Origin of the sequence: Beduinella massiliensis (assembly GCF_900199405.1) — a bacterium.
Lineage (GTDB): Bacteria > Bacillota > Clostridia > Christensenellales > Aristaeellaceae > Beduinella > Beduinella massiliensis.
The window spans coordinates 2,599,870-2,616,959 of record NZ_LT963430.1 but is presented as its reverse complement, the minus strand read 5'-3'; the positions used below and the strand labels follow the sequence as shown (position 1 = coordinate 2,616,959).

Below are 17,090 nucleotides of genomic sequence, written 5' to 3'. Positions count from 1 at the left end.
GCGCATGACCTAAAGGAGTGAAGCATATGACCGAGCATAAGCCGCATACGGGGTTTAAGATCGCGGCCAGCGTGCTGGATTTTTTCGGCGTCGCCGCGGCGTCGCTAGCGATCGTCATCCTCATGCTGCTGCTTTCCAGCCTGTATACCTGGCTGCGGCAGGATCTGCAGACGACCTTCGCGGGCATCAGCGAGAACATCACGGAGGCGGTCGTCGTAGACGCGACGGACAACCGATAAGCGAACGGTACGGCGGCGGGGCGCGCCATTTTGCCGCGGCGGGCGGGACGAAAGCATCCGTGTCTGTACGAATCCGGCGAAAAAATGAAGACAATTTGGCCGGGCAGCGAAGAATTTCTTTCGCTGCCCGGCGGTTTTGTTTACGGGGCATGCCAGTTGTGTTATACTAATACACAACCGGAGCGCGGAGGGGATACGAATGAAGACCTCATGGCCAACGCTGATGGATCAAATCTACGGCTGTAAAGCCTGTGGCCTTTCAGCCGGGCGAACGAATGTCGTGCCCGGGGAGGGCAACTTGCACGCGCGCCTCATGTTCATCGGAGAAGGCCCCGGCGCGCAGGAAGACCTGACGGGAAGGCCCTTCGTCGGCGCGGCCGGACAGCTGCTGGACAGGATGCTCGCGGCCATCGGCCTTGCGCGGGAGGATGTCTACATCGCAAACGTCGTCAAGTGCAGGCCGCCGCAGAATCGCGTGCCCACGCCGGATGAGGCTGCGGCCTGCATGCCCTACCTGCGCGCACAGGTGGCGCTCGTCCGTCCGCAGGTCATCGTTTTGCTGGGCGCGACGCCCGCAAAGGCGATCCTGGGCGAGGAGACGCGAATCACGCGCGACCGGGGTAAATGGGTCGAGCGCAAGGGCGTGTGGATCATGCCAACATTTCATCCCGCGGCCCTGCTGCGCGACGAGAGCAAAAAACGGCCCGCCTGGGAAGACTTTCAGGCAGTGCGCGACAAGCTGAACTCGCTGAAAACGCAGAGCACGGAGCAATAGGGAGGGCTTACATGGCGGACAGCATGGCGAAATACCGCGACGAGCTGCTGCACTTCGTGCGCTCGGTATACGTGGGCGACGAGCGGCGGATCGTATACGGGGAGGGGGCATCCGGAGCGAAGCTGATGCTCGTAGGCGAAGCGCCGGGCGAGCAGGAAGCCATGCAGGGGCGTCCCTTCGTCGGAAAGGCTGGGAAGAATCTGGACGTCTTCCTCGCGATGGCGGGGCTTTCGCGCGAGGCGCTTTACATCACGAACGCCGTAAAGTTCAGGCCGACGAAGATGTCGCCAGCGGGCCGCGTGTCCAACCGCCCGCCAACGAAGGAGGAGATCGCGCTGATGCGTCCCTGGCTGCTGCGTGAAATTGCGCTCGTGAAGCCCAAATGCATCGCGACGCTGGGCAACGTGCCGCTGGGGGCAATCACCGGCGGCAGGCAGACGATCGGCGCGGTGCACGGTACGCTGGTGGAAGCGCGGGAGGTTCCGTGTCCCGTATTTGCGCTTTATCATCCGGCGAGCCTGCTCTACAACCGAAGTCTGGGGCCTGTGTACGAGCAGGACGTGGCCGCGCTGGCGCAGGTCCTCCCCGGCCTGTGAGGTTTTGAACGTCAAAGTGTATAATTGAGCGCTTTCTTCTTTGCTTCTGCAAAAAAGCATGCTATACTCTGGCTAACGCAATAGCTGAAAGGTGTGCATAGCGATGGTAGATTTTCTCGTAACCAACCTGCCGATTCTGCTTTGCCTCGTGGTAGGGACAGGGCTCGTGATTTTAGAGGTTTTTCTCCCTGGGTTCGGCGTGCCGGGCATTTCAGGCCTGGTGCTGCTGGCCATCGGCGTGGGCGTGACGATCATGACCCACGGCATGATGGCGGCGCTGGGGGTGCTCATCATCATCATCGCGATCGTGGCCATTGCCATATCGCTCTCCCTGCGATCGGCGGCAAAGGGGGCTCTTTCCAATTCGCCGCTGATCCTCAATAACACCGCCTTGGACGAGGGCGGCGAAAACGGGTACGAAGATATGCAGGTACTGCTGGGCAAGGAGGGCAAGGCGCGTACGGTGCTGCGCCCGTCCGGTATCGGCGAATTCGAGGGCGTCCGTCTCAACGTGGTGACGGAGGGCGAGTTCCTGGAAGCGGACAGCGACATTCAAATCGTGTCCGTGGAAGGAAGGCGCATCGTGGTGCGCAAGGCCAAGGAAAAGGCCGAATGAACAGGGCGACGCGAATCGCCTGCGTCTAGAGGGGTAGTGCCCGCCAAAGAGGCGTGCATATAAAGGACTCGTTGGGAAAAAAGGGGGTTGACCTATGGAAATGGTCTGGATGGTTCTCTTGATTGTCCTGGTAGCGGTCGTGGTTATCACGTTCCTGAGCTTTGTACCGCTGGGACTGTGGATATCTGCCCGTGCGTCGGGCGTCAAGGTGTCGATCGGTACGCTGGTGGGCATGCGCTTTCGCCGAATCGCGCCGGCGCGCATCGTGCAACCGCTGATTATGGCCGTGAAGGCCGGTCTTCAGCCGGACATCGGCGAAATGGAAGCGCATTTCCTGGCGGGCGGCAACGTGGATCGCGTGATCCGCGCGCTGATCACGGCGCAGGGGGCGAATATCGATCTGAACTTTGAAGAGGCGCGTTCCATCGACCTGGCTGGACGCGACGTGCTACAGGCTGTGCAGATGAGCGTCAACCCCAAGGTCATCGAAACGCCGATCGTCGCGGCGATCGCCAAGGACGGCATCGAGCTTCGCGCCAAGGCCCGCGTGACCGTGCGCGCGAACATCGAACGCCTGGTCGGCGGCGCAGGCGAAGAAACGATCGTCGCCCGTGTTGGCGAGGGCATCGTAACGACGGTCGGCTCAGCCGAATCGCACAAGTCCGTCCTGGAGAACCCCGACCTGATCAGCCGTACGGTGCTTTCCAAGGGATTGGACGCGGGCACCGCGTTTGAGATCCTCTCGATCGACATCGCGGACGTAGACGTCGGGCGCAACATCGGCGCGCAGCTGCAAATGGATCAGGCGGAGGCCGACCGGCGTATCGCGCAGGCAAAGGCCGAGGAACGCCGCGCGATGGCTGTGGCGCGCGAGCAGGAAATGAAGGCCGCCGTGCAGGAGATGCAGGCGAAGGTCGTCGAGGCACAGGCGGAAGTGCCGCGCGCGATGGCGACTGCGCTTCGCGAGGGCAAGATGGGCGTCATGGATTACTATCAGATGCAGAACACCATCGCCGATACCACGATGCGCGACGCGATCGCCAAGATCGGCAAGCCCGAAGGCGGGCAGGCTGAGCCGCCGCGCCCGAGCAAGAAGTAATCGTCTAAGACGAAGCTTGAGGACCGGGGCCCATGGGCCCCGGTCTGCCAGAAAGGGGGACCGCGCGTGGATGTTTTAATTGTCATCGGCCTTGTCGTGTGGGCGATCGTTCGTGCCAGCCAAAAGCAGGTGAAGAACAGCGCGGGCCAGGCCGCAAAGGCGATGCCGCGCGCGCCTCAGGGAGAGTGGCAGCAGATGCTGGGACGCTTCGCCGAGGCGGCCAAACAGATCAGCGAAGACCCCGAAGAGATGCCGAAGGTGGAAGAACAGCCTGCGCCTTCGCATAAGCGGATGCACAAAAAAGAAGGTGGCGCCCCGATTTTGCGGGAGGCCTCGGCGGTCGAGCGCTCCGCACGCGTGGAGCATCGCTTGGATGCGGAGCGGATGAGCCGCATGCAGCCGAGAACCGTGACGCAGGAGGAAATGGAACAGGCGGGCGAGGGGGAAGACCCATGCCACGAGCTTGGTACGCCCTCCTACGCGGCGCCGCAGCCTCGCATGCAGCATGCGCAGGACGTGCAGGATGAGGCGCAGGAGCTGCTTCGGGGCATTATCCTCTCTGAAATTCTCACAAAACCTCAGGACAGGCGAAGGATGCGGATGCGATGAGTGAAAAGATACCGGTGGTCATTGCAGACGACGACGCGGGCATGCGGACCATCATGCGTAAGATGATCGAGCGCGTAGAAGGCTTTGAACTGCGCGGAGAGGCGACGAACGGCAGGGAACTGCTCGAAAAAGTGGAGCAGGAAAAGCCGCAGCTCGTCTTTCTGGACGTGGAGATGCCGGAAATGAGCGGTGTGGAAGCGGCGCGCGTCATTCAGGATACGGATCCTTCCATTATTCTGGTGTTTGCAACCGCGCACGATCAGTACATGGCCGATGCGTTTGAGGTGTATGCATTCGACTATCTGGTCAAACCGTTTAAACTCGAACGCGTGATGAAGACGCTGGAGCGCGCGCAGGACGTGTTGCTGAGGCGCGCGCAGGATGATCCGGTGCCTAACCCTACGCAGAATGCCGCGCCTCGGGCGAGGGTGGCGGCGGGAAGGCTCATGCTCCGCCACCGGGAGGGCGTCAACTTCGTCGCGATGGAAGATATCCTGCTCGTTCAGCGCGAAAATCGTGCGACCGTCCTTTACATGAAGGGTGGCGGCCGATTCGTGACGAGCGAGTCGCTGGGGGACATCGAGGCGCGGCTGGATCCCGAAATTTTCTATCGCTGCCATAAGTCCTACATCATCAACTTGCACGAAATCGACAGCATCACGCCATATGGACGATGGACCTATGTGGTTCGCCTTTGCGGCACGCAGCAGGACGCGCTCATCACGCACGAACGCTATGAAGAGCTGGAACGCCTGTTTTCGTGAATACAATCCGCCGGAAGCAACGCTTCCGGCGGATTACTGCATTTGGGGCGGTGCTTGTCCGACAAAATTTTGTGAAATCGGAGACGGCTCCGATGGATTTTCCCCTTGCGCACAAAAAAGGAAGCTGTTATACTAAACAGTACGGATGTCATCATAACAGCCGGAATGACAATGAAGTGAGTGGGGTGCAAGCAGATGGCCTACCGTTCCCGCGTCTCCGACGCCGTTGTCCGCCGCCTGCCGGGCTATTACAGGCACCTGCGTGAATTGGAAAAAGCAGGCGTTACCCGAATTTCGTCTCAGGAGCTTGGCGAACGAATGGGATTAACTGCCTCGCAAATTCGGCAGGATATCAACTGCTTTGGCGGTTTTGGCCAGCAGGGGTTTGGGTACCATGTATCTGAACTGAAGATGCGCATCGCGGAAATTCTGGGAATTACGCGCGAGTATCACGTCATCATCATTGGCGCGGGCAATATCGGCCGTGCGGTGGCGAACTACTCTTCTTTTGCGCGGGAAGGCTTCAAGGTACAGGCGATGTTCGATGTATCCCCCGCGCTCGTCGGAATCGACGTGCATGGCATCGTCGTGCAGCCGATTGAAAAGCTGGATGGATGGCTCGCTTCGCACGGCGTCGACATCGCCGTGCTCGCCGTGCCCCATGCGGCGGCGCAGCAGATGTGCGACCGACTGATCCAGGGGGGCGTGCGCGCTATCTGGAATTTTGCGCCGGTCGATTTGAGTACCCCGGAAAATTTCCCCGTCGTCAATGTTCACCTGAGCGATACCCTGCATATCCTTTCCTACAGGATGCACGAGCAGGAGCTCTTGGCTGAAAAGGGCGATCAATAAACGCATCGAGAAGGAGACCCCGCGACATGCCGAGCCAGAAAACGCCGGGAAGGCCGGGCGGCGACGTCAGCCGCTTTCAGCGTCCGGGCAGCGAAACGAGCCAAAGAAACACGCAGGTGCGGCGCATGCCGCCTCCGCGGAACGCGTACGAAAGAGAAGAAAAGAAGGTCTTTCCCTATTGGACGATTCCGGTCGTCTTCGTGTGCGTAGGGCTCCTTTCCCTGATATCCTGGTGGGTCGCGCAGGAGTATCAGGTTTATCAGCAGTTTCAGGAGGTATCCCGGCAGGTGGCCGTCGATACGTTCTATCCGGGCATTCGCGTAAACGGCACGGATATCGGCGGCATGACGATGGGAGAGGCCCAGGCTACCCTGGAATCGCATACCAATCAGCAGAGCGAGGCGTTCGCCATCGGGATCACGTATGGCGACAAAAAATGGCGGATCACGTCCGAAGAGGTTCCTATCCGCTTCGATACGCAGGAAGTGCTCGCCAGAGCCTATGCGCTGGGAAGGCGCGGAAGCCTGAAACAGCGCTACAGCGACGTTCAGATGCTGAAAACCGGCGGAGCGTCCTTTGAAACGGGACTCGGATACGACAAGGGAAAGGTACGCGAGCTGACGGACGTAGTCGTCGCCCGCATCGATCAGCCTGCGACGGACGCGACGCTGTACGCCTTTGACCCAGTGACGAAGACGTTCGTCTTTACGCCGGAGCAGGTAGGTTATGCCGCAGACGCGGATAGGCTGTATCGCGACGTGGTGGAGGCGCTGGATGCCGGACGTTACGACGCGGTGGTCGAGGTTACGGGAGCGCCTGTTCAGCCAGCGGTCACCCAGGCGATGCTGACCCCGATGTTCGGACGCGTTTCCTCCTTTACGACGGAGACGACGAAGGACAACAACCGCAACACGAACATCGCGCTTTCGTCCGACGCGCTCAACGGCCGGGTGGTCATGCCCGGCGAGACGCTCTCCTTTAACGAGTGCACCGGCCAGCGCACCAAGGCCAAGGGCTACAAAGAGGCGGGCGCGATTTCCGGTGGACAGCTGATCGACGACACGGGAGGCGGCGTGTGCCAGACTTCCTCGACGCTCTTTAATGCGGTTGTCCGCGCAAACCTGGAAATCGTGGATCGTTCGCAGCATTCTTGGCCGAGCACGTATGTGCCTAAGGGCGAGGACGCGGCGGTGGACTGGCCGAGACTGGACTTCGTCTTCCGCAACAATACGGATTTCCCAGTCTTTATTCTTGCGTGGTACGAGGATCAGAAGGTCACGGTCGAGGTGTACGGCAAGATGCTGGAAAACGGCACGACGATCAACCTGTACTCCGAAACCATACGCACGCTGACGCCGTCCGACGAGGTGATTTATACCCGCGACGAGTCGATGGCCAGAGGTGCGAGCAAGGTGGCGAAGAAGAAGCGCACGGGCTATGTCGTAGATACTTATAAGGTGTTTTACGATGTAAACGGCATCGAGCTTCACCGCGAAAAATTATGGCAGACGACGTATAGAGCCGTTCAAAAGGAAATATACTATAATTAAGTCAGAGACCGCTTCATCTCCGATGAAGTAAAAGGCTTTTTTAACAGTCAGAGGCCGCCGGAAATATCGGCGGTCTGTTTTTCTATGCTTGACGCGGCGGCGGGTTCCACGTATAATAGGAACATAACAGACTATAAGTCTGTATACGGCCCGGGAAGGATGCTGCATGAAGCACCAGGCGATGGCGGGGAGGGAAGTCACGCATGCGTAAAGGCGACGACCGCAGGCAGGCGCTGCTGGAAACGGCGGAGCGGCTGTTCTATGCGCGCGGTTATGAACAGACATCCGTACAGGATATTCTGGACGAGCTGCACTTTTCCAAGGGCGGCTTTTACCATCACTTTGAGAGCAAGCTTGCGCTGCTCGAGGCGATCTGTGAGGAGCGTGCGCGGACTTCCTGCCAAGCGGCGCAACATGCGGTGGACGCCTGCAGCGGCAGCGCGGTGGAGAAGCTCAATGCGTTTTTTCAGCGCTCCGGCATTTGGCAGTCGGATTCGACGGACTTCATCAGCTTGCTGGTGCGCGTAGCTTACCGCGAGGACGGCGCTTTAATGCGCGAGAAGATGAAGCAGCGCCAGCTCGAGCTGACGCTGCCCATCCTGCGGCGCATCGTGCGCGAGGGCGTCGCAGAGGGCGTGTTCTTCACCCCGGCGGGAGACGGGATGGCGGAGCTCGTCCTGCGCCTCGGGCTGCAGCTGACCGATGAGATCGCGTTCCTGTTATCCGCGGGCTCGGACGAGAGCGACGTGCTGAACGCGATCGTGGACAAGCTGGAGATTTACCGCTACGCGATCGAACGCCTGCTGGGCGCGCCGTTTGGCTCTGTCACGCTGCTCAGCGTCACGGACATGGCGAAGATCTGCCGTTCGATGATGGAGGAGAGGAACCCGTAGACGGAAAGGGGGACTGCAGGATGCTGGTGCCATGGCTTGCCCTGGCTGCGCTCGCGCTCGGAGCGTCTTCTCTCCTGCGCGTGCGCGCGGCACGCGCTTTTCCGCTGGCGCTGGGCGTCGTGGTCGGCGTGCTGTACGTTCCGGCGCTCTTCGGGGGACTTTACGCAGGGGTTTACGCTGTGTATCTTCTGGCATTGGCCGGGCTCGGCTGCTTCATCTTTCTAGCGGTCAGGCGCAAAAATGTACCCGAAGGAACCTTTGGCGCGTTGCTCGTCTGGCTGCTCTTTTTTGTCTTCGCGCTCGTTCAGAACAGAGGGCGCATGTTGGTCAACTGGGACGAATTTACTCACTGGGGATTGACTGCGAAGACGATGTCGGTCCTGAACGTCTTAAATACCGATCCTGTCTCGAACGCAACGTTTAGGGATTATCCCCCGGCGATGTCGCTGATTCAGTATTTCTTTGCACGAACCTATCCTGCGTTCCGGGAGGATGCGACGCTGATCGCCATGAACGCGGCCTACTTTGCGCTCGTGATGCCGGTCTTTTCGCTGACGCGCAAACGGCATTGTCTGACGGCAGGTACGCTGTTTTTCCTGAATGCCCTTCTGCTGCCGACGGCGTTTTACCCTTCGTTTTTCAGCGAACTGTACGTCGACGCAATGCTGGGACTGCTGCTGGGCGGGGCGCTCGCGACCTACTTTTCGGACGACAGCCTGTGCGGCCGGTTCTGCGTTCTTTCGCAGCTCTGCCTGCTCGCGCTGACGAAATCGTCCGGCGCGGGGCTGGCGGCGATCGCGCTGGTCGTGATGGCGGTGGATGCGCTGCGCTTTTCGCACGGAAACCGCAGGGCGGTCTTCATGACTGCTGGGGCGGTGCTGATCGCGCTGCTTTCGTGGAAGGCGCACACGACGCTGGCCGGAGTCGGTTCCTCCTGGACGATGGACGGCCTGAGCCGCCTTGCGGGCCTGAGCGGCGGGAGGAAGAACGCGGTGCTCTACTTCCTGAGGGCGCTGGGTGAATTCGAGCTCACGGGTTATCTGATGCCGGTCACATGCTTTACGGCGCTCATCCTCTTCCTGTGCGCGGGCTGGGCGCTGCTGAGAAAGCGGCCCTTGGCGGAGCAAAGGCGTATGAGCATGGCGTTTGGCATGACGGCGATAGGCGCCGCCCTATATGCCGGAACGCTGCTCGCGCTCTATCTTTTCGCATATTCGGAATATGAGGCGGAAAACCTGGCCTCTTTTGGCCGATACATGATGACCTACGCCCTGGCGATGCTGTTTTTCACAGCGGGCATTGGCTGCGTTCAAGGCGCACGGCGCGGCGGAGGGGTCAAGGCGGCGGTGTGCGTCTTTTTGAGCCTGTGCGTGCTGCAAAACGTGGGATTGACCCTCTATCACGAGGCGACCGCGCCGCTTCAATCGAGAGAGACGGCCAACGCAAGGGAAAGCTATGCTCCGGCGCGGAATGCGAAGAGACTCATGCAGGAGGGGGAACGCCTGTACATCCTCTCGCCCGTGGGCGGGGATTACGACTGGTGGCTCGTGCGCTACGACCTCGGGCTGCCGGACGACGCGCTCAATCCATCGGACTGGACGAGCGTCGGCACCGCACCCTATGCGGAGGGTGACATCTGGACGCGCGTCATGGCCCCCGAAGATTGGGCGTCGGAGGTAGCGGCGCATTACGATTACCTGTATCTTTGCTGGACGAAGGAAGCGTTTGAACGGGATTTCGCCGCGTTTTTTCCGCAGGGGCTCACGCAGCAGACGCTTTACCGCGTCACGCAGGAAAATGGCAAGCCTGCGCTCCTCCCCGTTCAATGAAACAGGATGAAAATTCGTTTCCGAGCAAAGCAGATCCCCCGGCGCGCGCCGGGGGATTTTGAAAAACCTGTGCAGGCATTAGGGAACCTGAAGCAGCAATCGTGCGGGCGTCAATGAAAACGAAGCGCTGTCCAGCGTTTGCAGCTCGCCGTCGCATTGCATGAGCATGCCGGGGCAGTCGATGCGTACGCTCCGGCAGCGGATGTGATGAACGATTTCTGTAAAGCGCATGTGTTTTCCACGGATCATTTCTGGCAGGAGACGAACGATTTTGCGGCGAGGCAGCGGATCGACGTAAAGGAGGTCGAACAGCCCGTCGTCAAAACGCGCACATGGGGCGATTTGCATACCGCCGCCGATGAATTGCCCGTTTGCGACGATGCACAGCAGGCAGGGCTGCGTGAAGGGCGGGGCGTCGTCCGCCTGGATCGTCATTTCGCGCGGTCTGTAGTGAGCGAGCGTGTCGAACACGCCGTAGAGGTAGGGGAGCATGCCACGGCCGAGAAATTTTGCTTTCTGTGCCGCCTGTACGGTTTGGGCGTCAAACCCGGCTCCGCAGGAGTTGAGAAACAGATGCCCATTGATGTAGCCCACGTCGATCGGTTGGGCGTGGCCTTCGAGCAGCGCGAGAGCCGCCTCCTCGGGTTTTGAGGGCAGATGGAGCATGCGCGTGAAGTCGTTGCCCGTGCCGCAGGGGAGGATGCCGAGCGCCGTCTTCGAGCCGATCAGGCCGTGCGCGGCCTCGAAGGCGGTTCCGTCCCCGCCAGCGCACAGCACGAGCGGCGCGCCCGTCTGTGCGACGCGCCGGGCGAGTTCCTCGGCATGCCCGGGCCGGAGCGTCCGCTGCGTTTCAAAGACATGGCCTTTCGCCCGGAGCGCTTCCTCAATACGCCCGGCAATGGCGGCGCACCGTCCGTTTCCGGCGATGGGGTTGACGATCAGGTGAAGCAAACGAGATCCCTCCGGCAATCAAACTGTTACCATTATACCGCCTTTGTCGATTTTTGCAAGCCCAAAGGACGCCGCCTCGTCCCGATTGCATAGAAGTTGCTTAAATATTCGCCGCTTTAAAAATCATACTCATTTTTATGCAGAAAAAAGCGAAATTGGCCTTGACACATTCATGATTATGCGATATAATTCAGCCATTCTCAAAAAACAAGCAAGTATGGGGGAAGAAAAATGAAAAAGCTGATTTCCTTTGCTCTTTGTATTGCGATGCTGACGATGGCGGTTAGCGCCTTTGCAGCGGACGCCGATACGCTCACCATGGCGACCAACGCCTCCTTCCCGCCCTATGAGTTCCGCGAGGGCGAGGACGTCGTGGGCATCGACGCCGACATTGCTGCCGCGGTCTGCGAAAAGCTCGGCTACAAGCTCAAGATCGACGACATGGAGTTCGATTCCATCATCGCCGCCGTGCAGTCCGGCAAGGCCGACTTCGCGATGGCTGGCATGACCGTGACCGAAGAGCGTGCGCAGATGGTCGATTTCTCCGACAGCTACGCCACCGGCATTCAGGCGGTCGTCGTCAAGGAGGGTTCGCCGATCACCACCGTCGACGACCTGTTCGTAGAAGGCGCCAACTACAGCGTGGGCGTGCAGCTCTCCACGACCGGCGACATCTACGTAACCGGCGACATCGAGGAAGCGGGGCTGGGCAAGGTCATGCGTTATCCCAACGGCAACGAGGCCGTGATGGCGCTGAAAAACGGCAAAATCGACTGTGTCGTCATCGATAACGAGCCCGCGAAGGCTTATGTAGCCGCTAACGAAGGACTGAAGGTGCTCGACACCCAGTATGCCGTCGAGGACTACGCCGCCTGCTTCGCCAAGGACAGCGAACTGGTCGCCAAGTTCAACGAGGCATTGAAGGGGCTCATCGAGGACGGAACCGTCAAGGCTATCGTAGACAAGTACATCAGCGCCGAGTAAAGCTAGGACTGATGGATCCCAAGTCAGAACATATAACCGGGGCATTTCCCCGTCCATGGGCTGCGTAACGCGCGGCCCATGGACGGGTTATTTCGGAATTTGAATGGAAAATGGAGGTCACCTGCGTGACGATTTTCAACAGCTTAGCGGCGTGGTTCGACGGCGTAAAGGCTGAATTTATTTTGAACTTTATACAGAAGGATCGCTGGAAGCTGCTGTGGAACGGCCTGCAGAACACGCTCCTCATCTCCTTTTTGGCCTGCCTGCTCGGCATCGTCATCGGCGTTCTCATCGCTATCGTCCGCACCACCTGGGAGAATAACGGCGCTGCGATGCGCAAGGGGCCGGCACGGTTCGTGCTGTCGCTGCTCAACCGCATTTGCCGCCTTTACACCACGGTGATCCGCGGCACGCCCGTCGTGGTGCAGCTGCTCATCATGTACTACGTCATCTTCGCGTCCTCCGACAACGGCCTGATGGTGGCGGCGCTGGCGTTCGGCATTAACTCCGGCGCATACGTGTCCGAGATCATCCGCGGCGGCATCCTGTCGGTGGACAAGGGGCAGATGGAGGCCGGGCGCAGCCTTGGACTGAACTACCTGCAGACCATGTGGCTGATCATCGCGCCGCAGGTGCTCAAAAACGTGCTGCCCACGCTGGCCAACGAATTCATCGCCCTGCTGAAGGAGACCTCCGTCGCCGGTTACGTAGCGGTGGCCGATTTGACGTTCGGCGGCAACCGCATCCGCGGCGTCACCTATTCGGCGTTCATGCCGCTGATCGCCGTGGCGTTGATTTACCTCATGGTGGTCATGTTCTTCACGTGGCTGGTCAGCAAGCTGGAGAGGAGGCTTCGTCAGGGTGATAACCGTTAAGGATTTGCATAAGAAATTCGGCGACCTGGAAGTATTAAAGGGCATCCATCAGCACATCGCCCCCGGAGAGAAGGTCGTCGTGATCGGGCCCAGCGGCAGCGGGAAAAGCACCTTTCTGCGCTGTCTGAACCTGCTGGAGACGCCCACGAGCGGACAGATTCTCTTTGAGGGCACCGACATCACCGATCCCAAGTGCGATATCAACCGGATTCGCAGGCGCATGGGCATGGTCTTTCAGCAGTTCAACCTCTTTCCCCACCTGACCGTGCTGCAAAACCTCACCTTAGCGCCCGTCAACACCGGCCTCATGAACAAGGACGAGGCCGCGAAAAAGGCAGAACAGCTCCTCGCGCGCGTTGGGCTTAAGGACAAGGCGAATACCTACCCGAATCAGCTTTCCGGCGGGCAGAAGCAGCGCATCGCCATCGTGCGCGCGCTGGCGATGAACCCGGACGTCATGCTCTTTGACGAGCCGACGAGCGCGCTGGATCCGGAGATGGTCGGGGAGGTGCTCGACGTCATGAAGCAGCTTGCAAAGGACGGCATGACGATGGTCGTCGTGACGCACGAAATGGGCTTTGCCCGCGAAGTGGGTGACCGCGTGCTCTTCATGGACGAGGGCATCGTCATGGAGGAAGGCACGCCCCAGCAGATTTTCGGCAACCCGCAGAACCCGCGCACGCAGGACTTCCTGCGCAAGGTGCTGTAATCATAGAAGGGGCCGTTGCACAAAAAGACCGTAACAAGAAAATGAAAAAATGGACTGTATCCCGATAAACGGACAATGAAATAAGAGACCTCCTGTTGTAGAATGTAAGAAGCAAACTACGACAGGAGGTTTATTGTATGAGGCAAAAATACACGAAGGTACAAGGCCTTATTGAAACAATACGCGAGCGGAAAATCACGGGCGAAACGAATCGTGAAATCGGAGCCAGCCTTGGGCTAACGAAGAAACAGGTTGAGCAACTAGTCAATCGAGAAAACCGTAGAGAACGATTAATCGCAAAGGGCGATGTACCTCGCCCTAAAGGCCGTCCGCGTAAAATGCCGGAGAACGAGGAAATCCAGCAGAATAATGAATTGGTAAAACTGCGTATGCAGGTGGAACTGCTGCGAAATTTTCTGTTAGAAGTTGGAAGGAGGTGAAATTGAAATATCGAGTTATAGAACGTTTTCGCAACATTTATCCTATCGTCACAATGTGTGAAGTATTTGAAGTTTCCCGAAGTGGGTATTATGCTTGGCGTAAAAAGCAAGAAAAAACGCCGAAAGATCAGTGGTTGGTCGATCTGATTGTGGAATGTCAACAGCAGTGCAACCAGACCTACGGCATCCGCCGTGTTCGTCTCTGGATCCAGCGGAAGAAAAGAAAAAATGTAAATCTTAAAGCACTTCTGCGCGTCATGCGCAAGACCAATCTGCTTGCACAGATTCGGCGGCAAAGAAGATATACTCAACATCAGCAAAACGTGTACAAATACCCAAACCTATTGCAGCGTGCCTTTGAACAGCAACGGCCCAATCGTTTCTGGTCAACAGATATCACCTATATCCCCACACCACAGGGAATGCTGTATATGTGTGCGGTGATTGACCTTTGTGGTCGAATGGTGTTGGCCTATCGCATTGGTGGCGACATGGCCGCATCGCTGGTTACTCAGACGATCCGAGACGCTATGATAACAGAGAAGGTCACTGATGGACTCGCGCTCCACAGTGACCAAGGGTCTCAATACACCTCCGAAGCATACTTCGACCTAAGCAAAGAATATCACTTTCAACCCTCTATGTCCAGTCCCGGTTGTCCATACGACAATGCTGCTATGGAGAATTTCTTCGGAACGCTTAAATCGGAATGCCTTTATCGTGCCCATTATTCTACTCGCGCAGAGGTAGAGGAGTTGGTTGCACAATATGTCCACTTCTACAACTTCGAACGCATTAACCTGAAATACGGCCTTACTCCCTATGAAATCAGGAGCAACGCCGCGTAAGGTTGCGTAATTCTACAATATCCTTTTATTTTCCTGTCCGTTCAACCGGATACAGTCCAGTGCCGCAGATTTTTTAATCTGCAACACCGCCTTGCATTTTGGATGCCGCGCCCAGCTTGAATGTCTATTTTGCCGGAAGGCCCTTTGCCTTTCCGGAACGCCTGAACAGCATGACGAGCGCAGCGGCCAGCGCGAGCGATGTAAAGAGCGCGGCCATCAGAAGCGGGGAGGGAGCGGTGGGCGCTAGCGAGGCGGCCGGAATAACGCGGGCGCAGAGGGGATAGAGGGCGTAGACCAGCGCGGCGGAAAACAACGCGTGCAGCGCCCGGCAGCCGCACAGAAAGACCGCGGGCACACCGACCGGCCGCAAAAAGGAAAGGTTTTGCAGCAGAATGCTGACGCCGCCGAACGAGATAGCCGCGCACACGCAGACGGCGGCTTCGCGCGGGGGAAAACCAAGGGAAATGATGGCCCGGGAGCCGCCAGCCATTTCGAGCGCCGCGTGCAAAAAGGCCTGTGCCGTGCGGGTAAAGACCGGAAAGGCACAGCCGCACAGGCAGGCGGCGACGCTCATGAGCACGATGCACCCGCAGACGGTGAGCATCGCCAGGGCGCTGCCCTGCACCGCCTTGGCGAACGAAACAGGTTCCACGGCGGCAGGGGCTGACGATTTTGGGACGCTTTCCGGCTTCAAAAATGGCCAGATGCACAGCGCGCACAGCGCCGAGCCGAGCCAATGTGCGGCGAGCACGGCAACCCCCAGCGCGCGTGAGGAAGCCCATACGCTTACTGTTCCGAGCAGGAACATGGGGCTGCATGTGCCGGTGAGCGCCGCGAGCAGGCGCGTCTGCCGCGAGTTCAACGCCCCCTGCTCGCGCAGAAGCGAAATGAGCCGAGCGCCGCCGGGTGAACCGCCCATAAAGGCGAGCGCGGCGACAGGCAGCGCGCGGGGAATGCGGCGCATGCGGCAGAGGGCGGGCGTAAGAAGCTGGCAGAGCACCATGTACGGAAAAAGCGCGGGCAAAACCCCCTGCGAAAACACGCGCAGGCCGCTGGCAGCGGCATCGAGAGCCTCAAGCGGAAAGCGCAGCATGAGCGCGAGCAAAAAGCCGGCAAAGACGGCGGCCATGGAATCCCCCCCTGTTCTGAGGCATCGTATGCGCGGGGGACGGGCTTCATGACCGGAGGATGACGGGGGAAGTGCGCGCATCCCGCCGCCCCAGACGCGCGTCAGGAGCGGTGCAGCAGAGGGCCCAGACGTCGGTCGCCCGGACGTCCAGGCAAAAGAGGGGATCAGCCTGCCGCTCAAAGGGCGCGGCGCGCAGGACGAGCGGAACGGAGGAGGAACCCTTGAGATGGCGAAGCAGGGGAGCGGCATCCTCGCGAAAGCCGAGCACGCGCGCATAGCTTGGCAGCGGGGATGCTTGCGCCTGTTCGCGCGTGAATCCCACGAGCGCGTGCAGCAGCATGCGGGTGATACGCGCGCGGGTGTAGCGCTTGGACTTGATGCCGGTAACGAGCTGCTCATACGCCGCCGCATCCTGCGCGCAGCGCAGAATGCGGTTTTCGAGCCCCTCCGGCATATCGTAGAGCGCGCGCAGGTCGCAAAGCCGCATCGTGCGAAGCCGGTAGAGCAGCAGATTGGAAAAAGCATCCAGGTCGGCACAGCGACCTTCTGCAAATGCCGCTTGCAGCAGGTCTGCGTCCGGCATGGCGGCATGGAGTGCCTGCCACTCCCCGCGCCGCGCGGCCAAGCGGATGGCGGTCGCGGAGGCGAGAGGGGAGAGCGCTTCCTCGTGATAGCCGCTTCCACTGCGCGCGACGGGGAGCGCCTTGACGGCGGGCGCGAGCTCTCTCAGCGCGCGTTGGTATTCCGCAGCGAGCGAAAAATTCGGCTGCGCGAGCGCAGGCGCGTCCTCTTCATGGAGCCCCAGCGTCTCACAAAGCGCCTGCGCGCGGGCGCGTGGGAAGGAGCAGCCCCGCGCGAGCGCGCGAGCGAGGGCGGCGCGAAAGGCGGGCGGCTCCTCGCCCAGCAGCTCCGTAGCCTGGCGCAGATACGGCAGGCTTTGTTCCTCACAGCCGAAGGAGAGGTGGGTGACGGCGCCGAGGGAAGCGAGCAGCGCCACGCCGCCGCGCGCAAAGCGTTCCGCCTGCGCGCAGGCGAACGCAAAGGGCAGCTCGAGCACGAGGTCCGCGCCGCCGGACAGCGCCATGCGGGCGCGGATCCATTTATCCAGCAGCGCGGGCTCACCGCGCTGCGTAAAGCAGCCGCTCATGACGCAGACCACGTAGTCCGCGCGGGCGCGGGCGCGCGCCTGCGCGAGATGATAGGCGTGGCCGTTATGAAAGGGATTGTATTCGCAGATGACGCCGACGACGCGCATAGGGCCCTCCTGACTGCTGCGGACGCTCTCAAAGCCGCCCTTTTTCCGAAAAATACGGCAAAAGCGGCCGTATTGCC

Annotated in this window: 19 protein-coding genes; 16 read left to right on the top strand and 3 right to left on the bottom strand. The window is 59.8% G+C overall.

Annotated features, from left to right (window positions below):
• Nucleotides 1-26: 26 nt before the first annotated feature.
• From C1725_RS12770 to C1725_RS12720, 11 genes are all read left to right on the top strand, one after another.
• Nucleotides 27-239 carry a hypothetical protein gene (locus C1725_RS12770; protein ID WP_102411975.1) on the top strand — a complete coding sequence of 71 codons (213 nt, stop codon included), beginning with the start codon at nt 27-29 and terminating at the stop codon, nt 237-239.
• 199 nt (nt 240-438) lie between these two features.
• Nucleotides 439-1,014 (top strand): uracil-DNA glycosylase, encoded by a 576-nt coding sequence (locus C1725_RS12765; protein WP_102411974.1) that lies wholly within the window; start codon nt 439-441, stop codon nt 1,012-1,014.
• 11 nt (nt 1,015-1,025) lie between these two features.
• On the top strand, nt 1,026-1,610 hold the full coding sequence (locus C1725_RS12760) for a uracil-DNA glycosylase family protein (protein ID WP_102411973.1): 585 nt from the start codon (nt 1,026-1,028) through the stop codon (nt 1,608-1,610).
• A gap of 103 nt (nt 1,611-1,713) precedes the next feature.
• A complete protein-coding gene (locus C1725_RS12755; RefSeq protein ID WP_102411972.1) occupies nt 1,714-2,226 on the top strand; it encodes an NfeD family protein in 513 nt (170 codons plus the stop codon).
• A 100-nt stretch (nt 2,227-2,326) separates the two neighbouring features.
• Complete coding sequence (gene floA / locus C1725_RS12750) at nt 2,327-3,325, top strand: flotillin-like protein FloA (protein WP_428829600.1); 999 nt, start codon at nt 2,327-2,329, stop codon at nt 3,323-3,325.
• 66 nt (nt 3,326-3,391) lie between these two features.
• Nucleotides 3,392-3,934, top strand: a complete 543-nt coding sequence (locus tag C1725_RS12745; protein WP_102411970.1) for a hypothetical protein — start codon at nt 3,392-3,394, stop codon at nt 3,932-3,934.
• A complete protein-coding gene (locus C1725_RS12740; protein ID WP_102411969.1) occupies nt 3,931-4,698 on the top strand; it encodes a response regulator in 768 nt (255 codons plus the stop codon). Before C1725_RS12745 ends, C1725_RS12740 begins: the two co-directional genes overlap by 4 nt.
• 195 nt (nt 4,699-4,893) lie before the next feature.
• A complete protein-coding gene (locus C1725_RS12735; RefSeq protein ID WP_102411968.1) occupies nt 4,894-5,550 on the top strand; it encodes a redox-sensing transcriptional repressor Rex in 657 nt (218 codons plus the stop codon).
• Nucleotides 5,551-5,576: 26 nt separating this feature from the next.
• Entirely contained in the window at nt 5,577-7,100 is a 1,524-nt protein-coding gene (locus tag C1725_RS12730; protein ID WP_102411967.1) for a VanW family protein, read from the top strand.
• A gap of 203 nt (nt 7,101-7,303) precedes the next feature.
• Complete coding sequence (locus C1725_RS12725; protein ID WP_102411966.1) at nt 7,304-7,993, top strand: TetR family transcriptional regulator; 690 nt, start codon at nt 7,304-7,306, stop codon at nt 7,991-7,993.
• Nucleotides 7,994-8,013: 20 nt separating this feature from the next.
• Nucleotides 8,014-9,822, top strand: coding sequence for a hypothetical protein (locus C1725_RS12720; protein ID WP_102411965.1), 1,809 nt, complete (start codon nt 8,014-8,016; stop codon nt 9,820-9,822).
• 78 nt (nt 9,823-9,900) lie between these two features.
• Here the strand turns inward: C1725_RS12720 and C1725_RS12715 are convergent, their stop codons facing one another.
• A complete protein-coding gene (locus C1725_RS12715; RefSeq protein WP_346026641.1) occupies nt 9,901-10,773 on the bottom strand; it encodes a diacylglycerol/lipid kinase family protein in 873 nt (290 codons plus the stop codon).
• A gap of 231 nt (nt 10,774-11,004) precedes the next feature.
• Between C1725_RS12715 and C1725_RS12710 the strand changes: the two genes are divergently transcribed.
• From C1725_RS12710 to C1725_RS12690, 5 genes are all read left to right on the top strand, one after another.
• The gene (locus C1725_RS12710; RefSeq protein ID WP_102411963.1) at nt 11,005-11,757 is read left to right on the top strand and encodes a transporter substrate-binding domain-containing protein; all 753 of its coding nucleotides are present in this window, start codon (nt 11,005-11,007) and stop codon (nt 11,755-11,757) included.
• Nucleotides 11,758-11,882: 125 nt separating this feature from the next.
• The gene (locus C1725_RS12705; protein ID WP_428829585.1) at nt 11,883-12,632 is read left to right on the top strand and encodes an amino acid ABC transporter permease; all 750 of its coding nucleotides are present in this window, start codon (nt 11,883-11,885) and stop codon (nt 12,630-12,632) included.
• Nucleotides 12,619-13,341 (top strand): ATP-binding cassette domain-containing protein, encoded by a 723-nt coding sequence (locus tag C1725_RS12700; RefSeq protein ID WP_102411961.1) that lies wholly within the window; start codon nt 12,619-12,621, stop codon nt 13,339-13,341. Before C1725_RS12705 ends, C1725_RS12700 begins: the two co-directional genes overlap by 14 nt.
• Before the next feature lie 137 nt (nt 13,342-13,478).
• On the top strand, nt 13,479-13,781 hold the full coding sequence (locus C1725_RS12695) for a hypothetical protein (RefSeq protein WP_102410455.1): 303 nt from the start codon (nt 13,479-13,481) through the stop codon (nt 13,779-13,781).
• Between the two features lie 2 nt (nt 13,782-13,783).
• Nucleotides 13,784-14,629, top strand: a complete 846-nt coding sequence (locus C1725_RS12690) for an IS3 family transposase (RefSeq protein WP_102410756.1) — start codon at nt 13,784-13,786, stop codon at nt 14,627-14,629.
• A 124-nt stretch (nt 14,630-14,753) separates the two neighbouring features.
• Here C1725_RS12690 and C1725_RS12685 read toward each other — a convergent pair whose 3' ends face one another.
• Both C1725_RS12685 and C1725_RS12680 read right to left on the bottom strand, forming a co-directional pair.
• Nucleotides 14,754-15,758 (bottom strand): hypothetical protein, encoded by a 1,005-nt coding sequence (locus C1725_RS12685; RefSeq protein WP_102411960.1) that lies wholly within the window; start codon nt 15,756-15,758, stop codon nt 14,754-14,756.
• Nucleotides 15,759-15,804: 46 nt separating this feature from the next.
• On the bottom strand, nt 15,805-17,013 hold the full coding sequence (locus C1725_RS12680; RefSeq protein WP_102411959.1) for a nucleotidyltransferase: 1,209 nt from the start codon (nt 17,011-17,013) through the stop codon (nt 15,805-15,807).
• Nucleotides 17,014-17,090 lie beyond the last annotated feature (77 nt).

Coding starts and splice junctions, on each gene's coding strand:
- C1725_RS12735 (WP_102411968.1), top strand. CDS start 4,894: ATGGCCTACCGTTCCCGCGTCTCCGACGCCGTTGTCCGCCGCCTGCCG.
- C1725_RS12765 (WP_102411974.1), top strand. CDS start 439: ATGAAGACCTCATGGCCAACGCTGATGGATCAAATCTACGGCTGTAAA.
- C1725_RS12760 (WP_102411973.1), top strand. CDS start 1,026: ATGGCGGACAGCATGGCGAAATACCGCGACGAGCTGCTGCACTTCGTG.
- C1725_RS12725 (WP_102411966.1), top strand. CDS start 7,304: ATGCGTAAAGGCGACGACCGCAGGCAGGCGCTGCTGGAAACGGCGGAG.
- C1725_RS12720 (WP_102411965.1), top strand. CDS start 8,014: ATGCTGGTGCCATGGCTTGCCCTGGCTGCGCTCGCGCTCGGAGCGTCT.
- C1725_RS12755 (WP_102411972.1), top strand. CDS start 1,714: ATGGTAGATTTTCTCGTAACCAACCTGCCGATTCTGCTTTGCCTCGTG.
- C1725_RS12770 (WP_102411975.1), top strand. CDS start 27: ATGACCGAGCATAAGCCGCATACGGGGTTTAAGATCGCGGCCAGCGTG.
- C1725_RS12680 (WP_102411959.1), bottom strand. CDS start 17,013: ATGCGCGTCGTCGGCGTCATCTGCGAATACAATCCCTTTCATAACGGC.
- C1725_RS12730 (WP_102411967.1), top strand. CDS start 5,577: ATGCCGAGCCAGAAAACGCCGGGAAGGCCGGGCGGCGACGTCAGCCGC.
- C1725_RS12710 (WP_102411963.1), top strand. CDS start 11,005: ATGAAAAAGCTGATTTCCTTTGCTCTTTGTATTGCGATGCTGACGATG.
- C1725_RS12695 (WP_102410455.1), top strand. CDS start 13,479: ATGAGGCAAAAATACACGAAGGTACAAGGCCTTATTGAAACAATACGC.
- C1725_RS12685 (WP_102411960.1), bottom strand. CDS start 15,758: ATGGCCGCCGTCTTTGCCGGCTTTTTGCTCGCGCTCATGCTGCGCTTT.
- C1725_RS12740 (WP_102411969.1), top strand. CDS start 3,931: ATGAGTGAAAAGATACCGGTGGTCATTGCAGACGACGACGCGGGCATG.
- floA (WP_428829600.1), top strand. CDS start 2,327: ATGGTCTGGATGGTTCTCTTGATTGTCCTGGTAGCGGTCGTGGTTATC.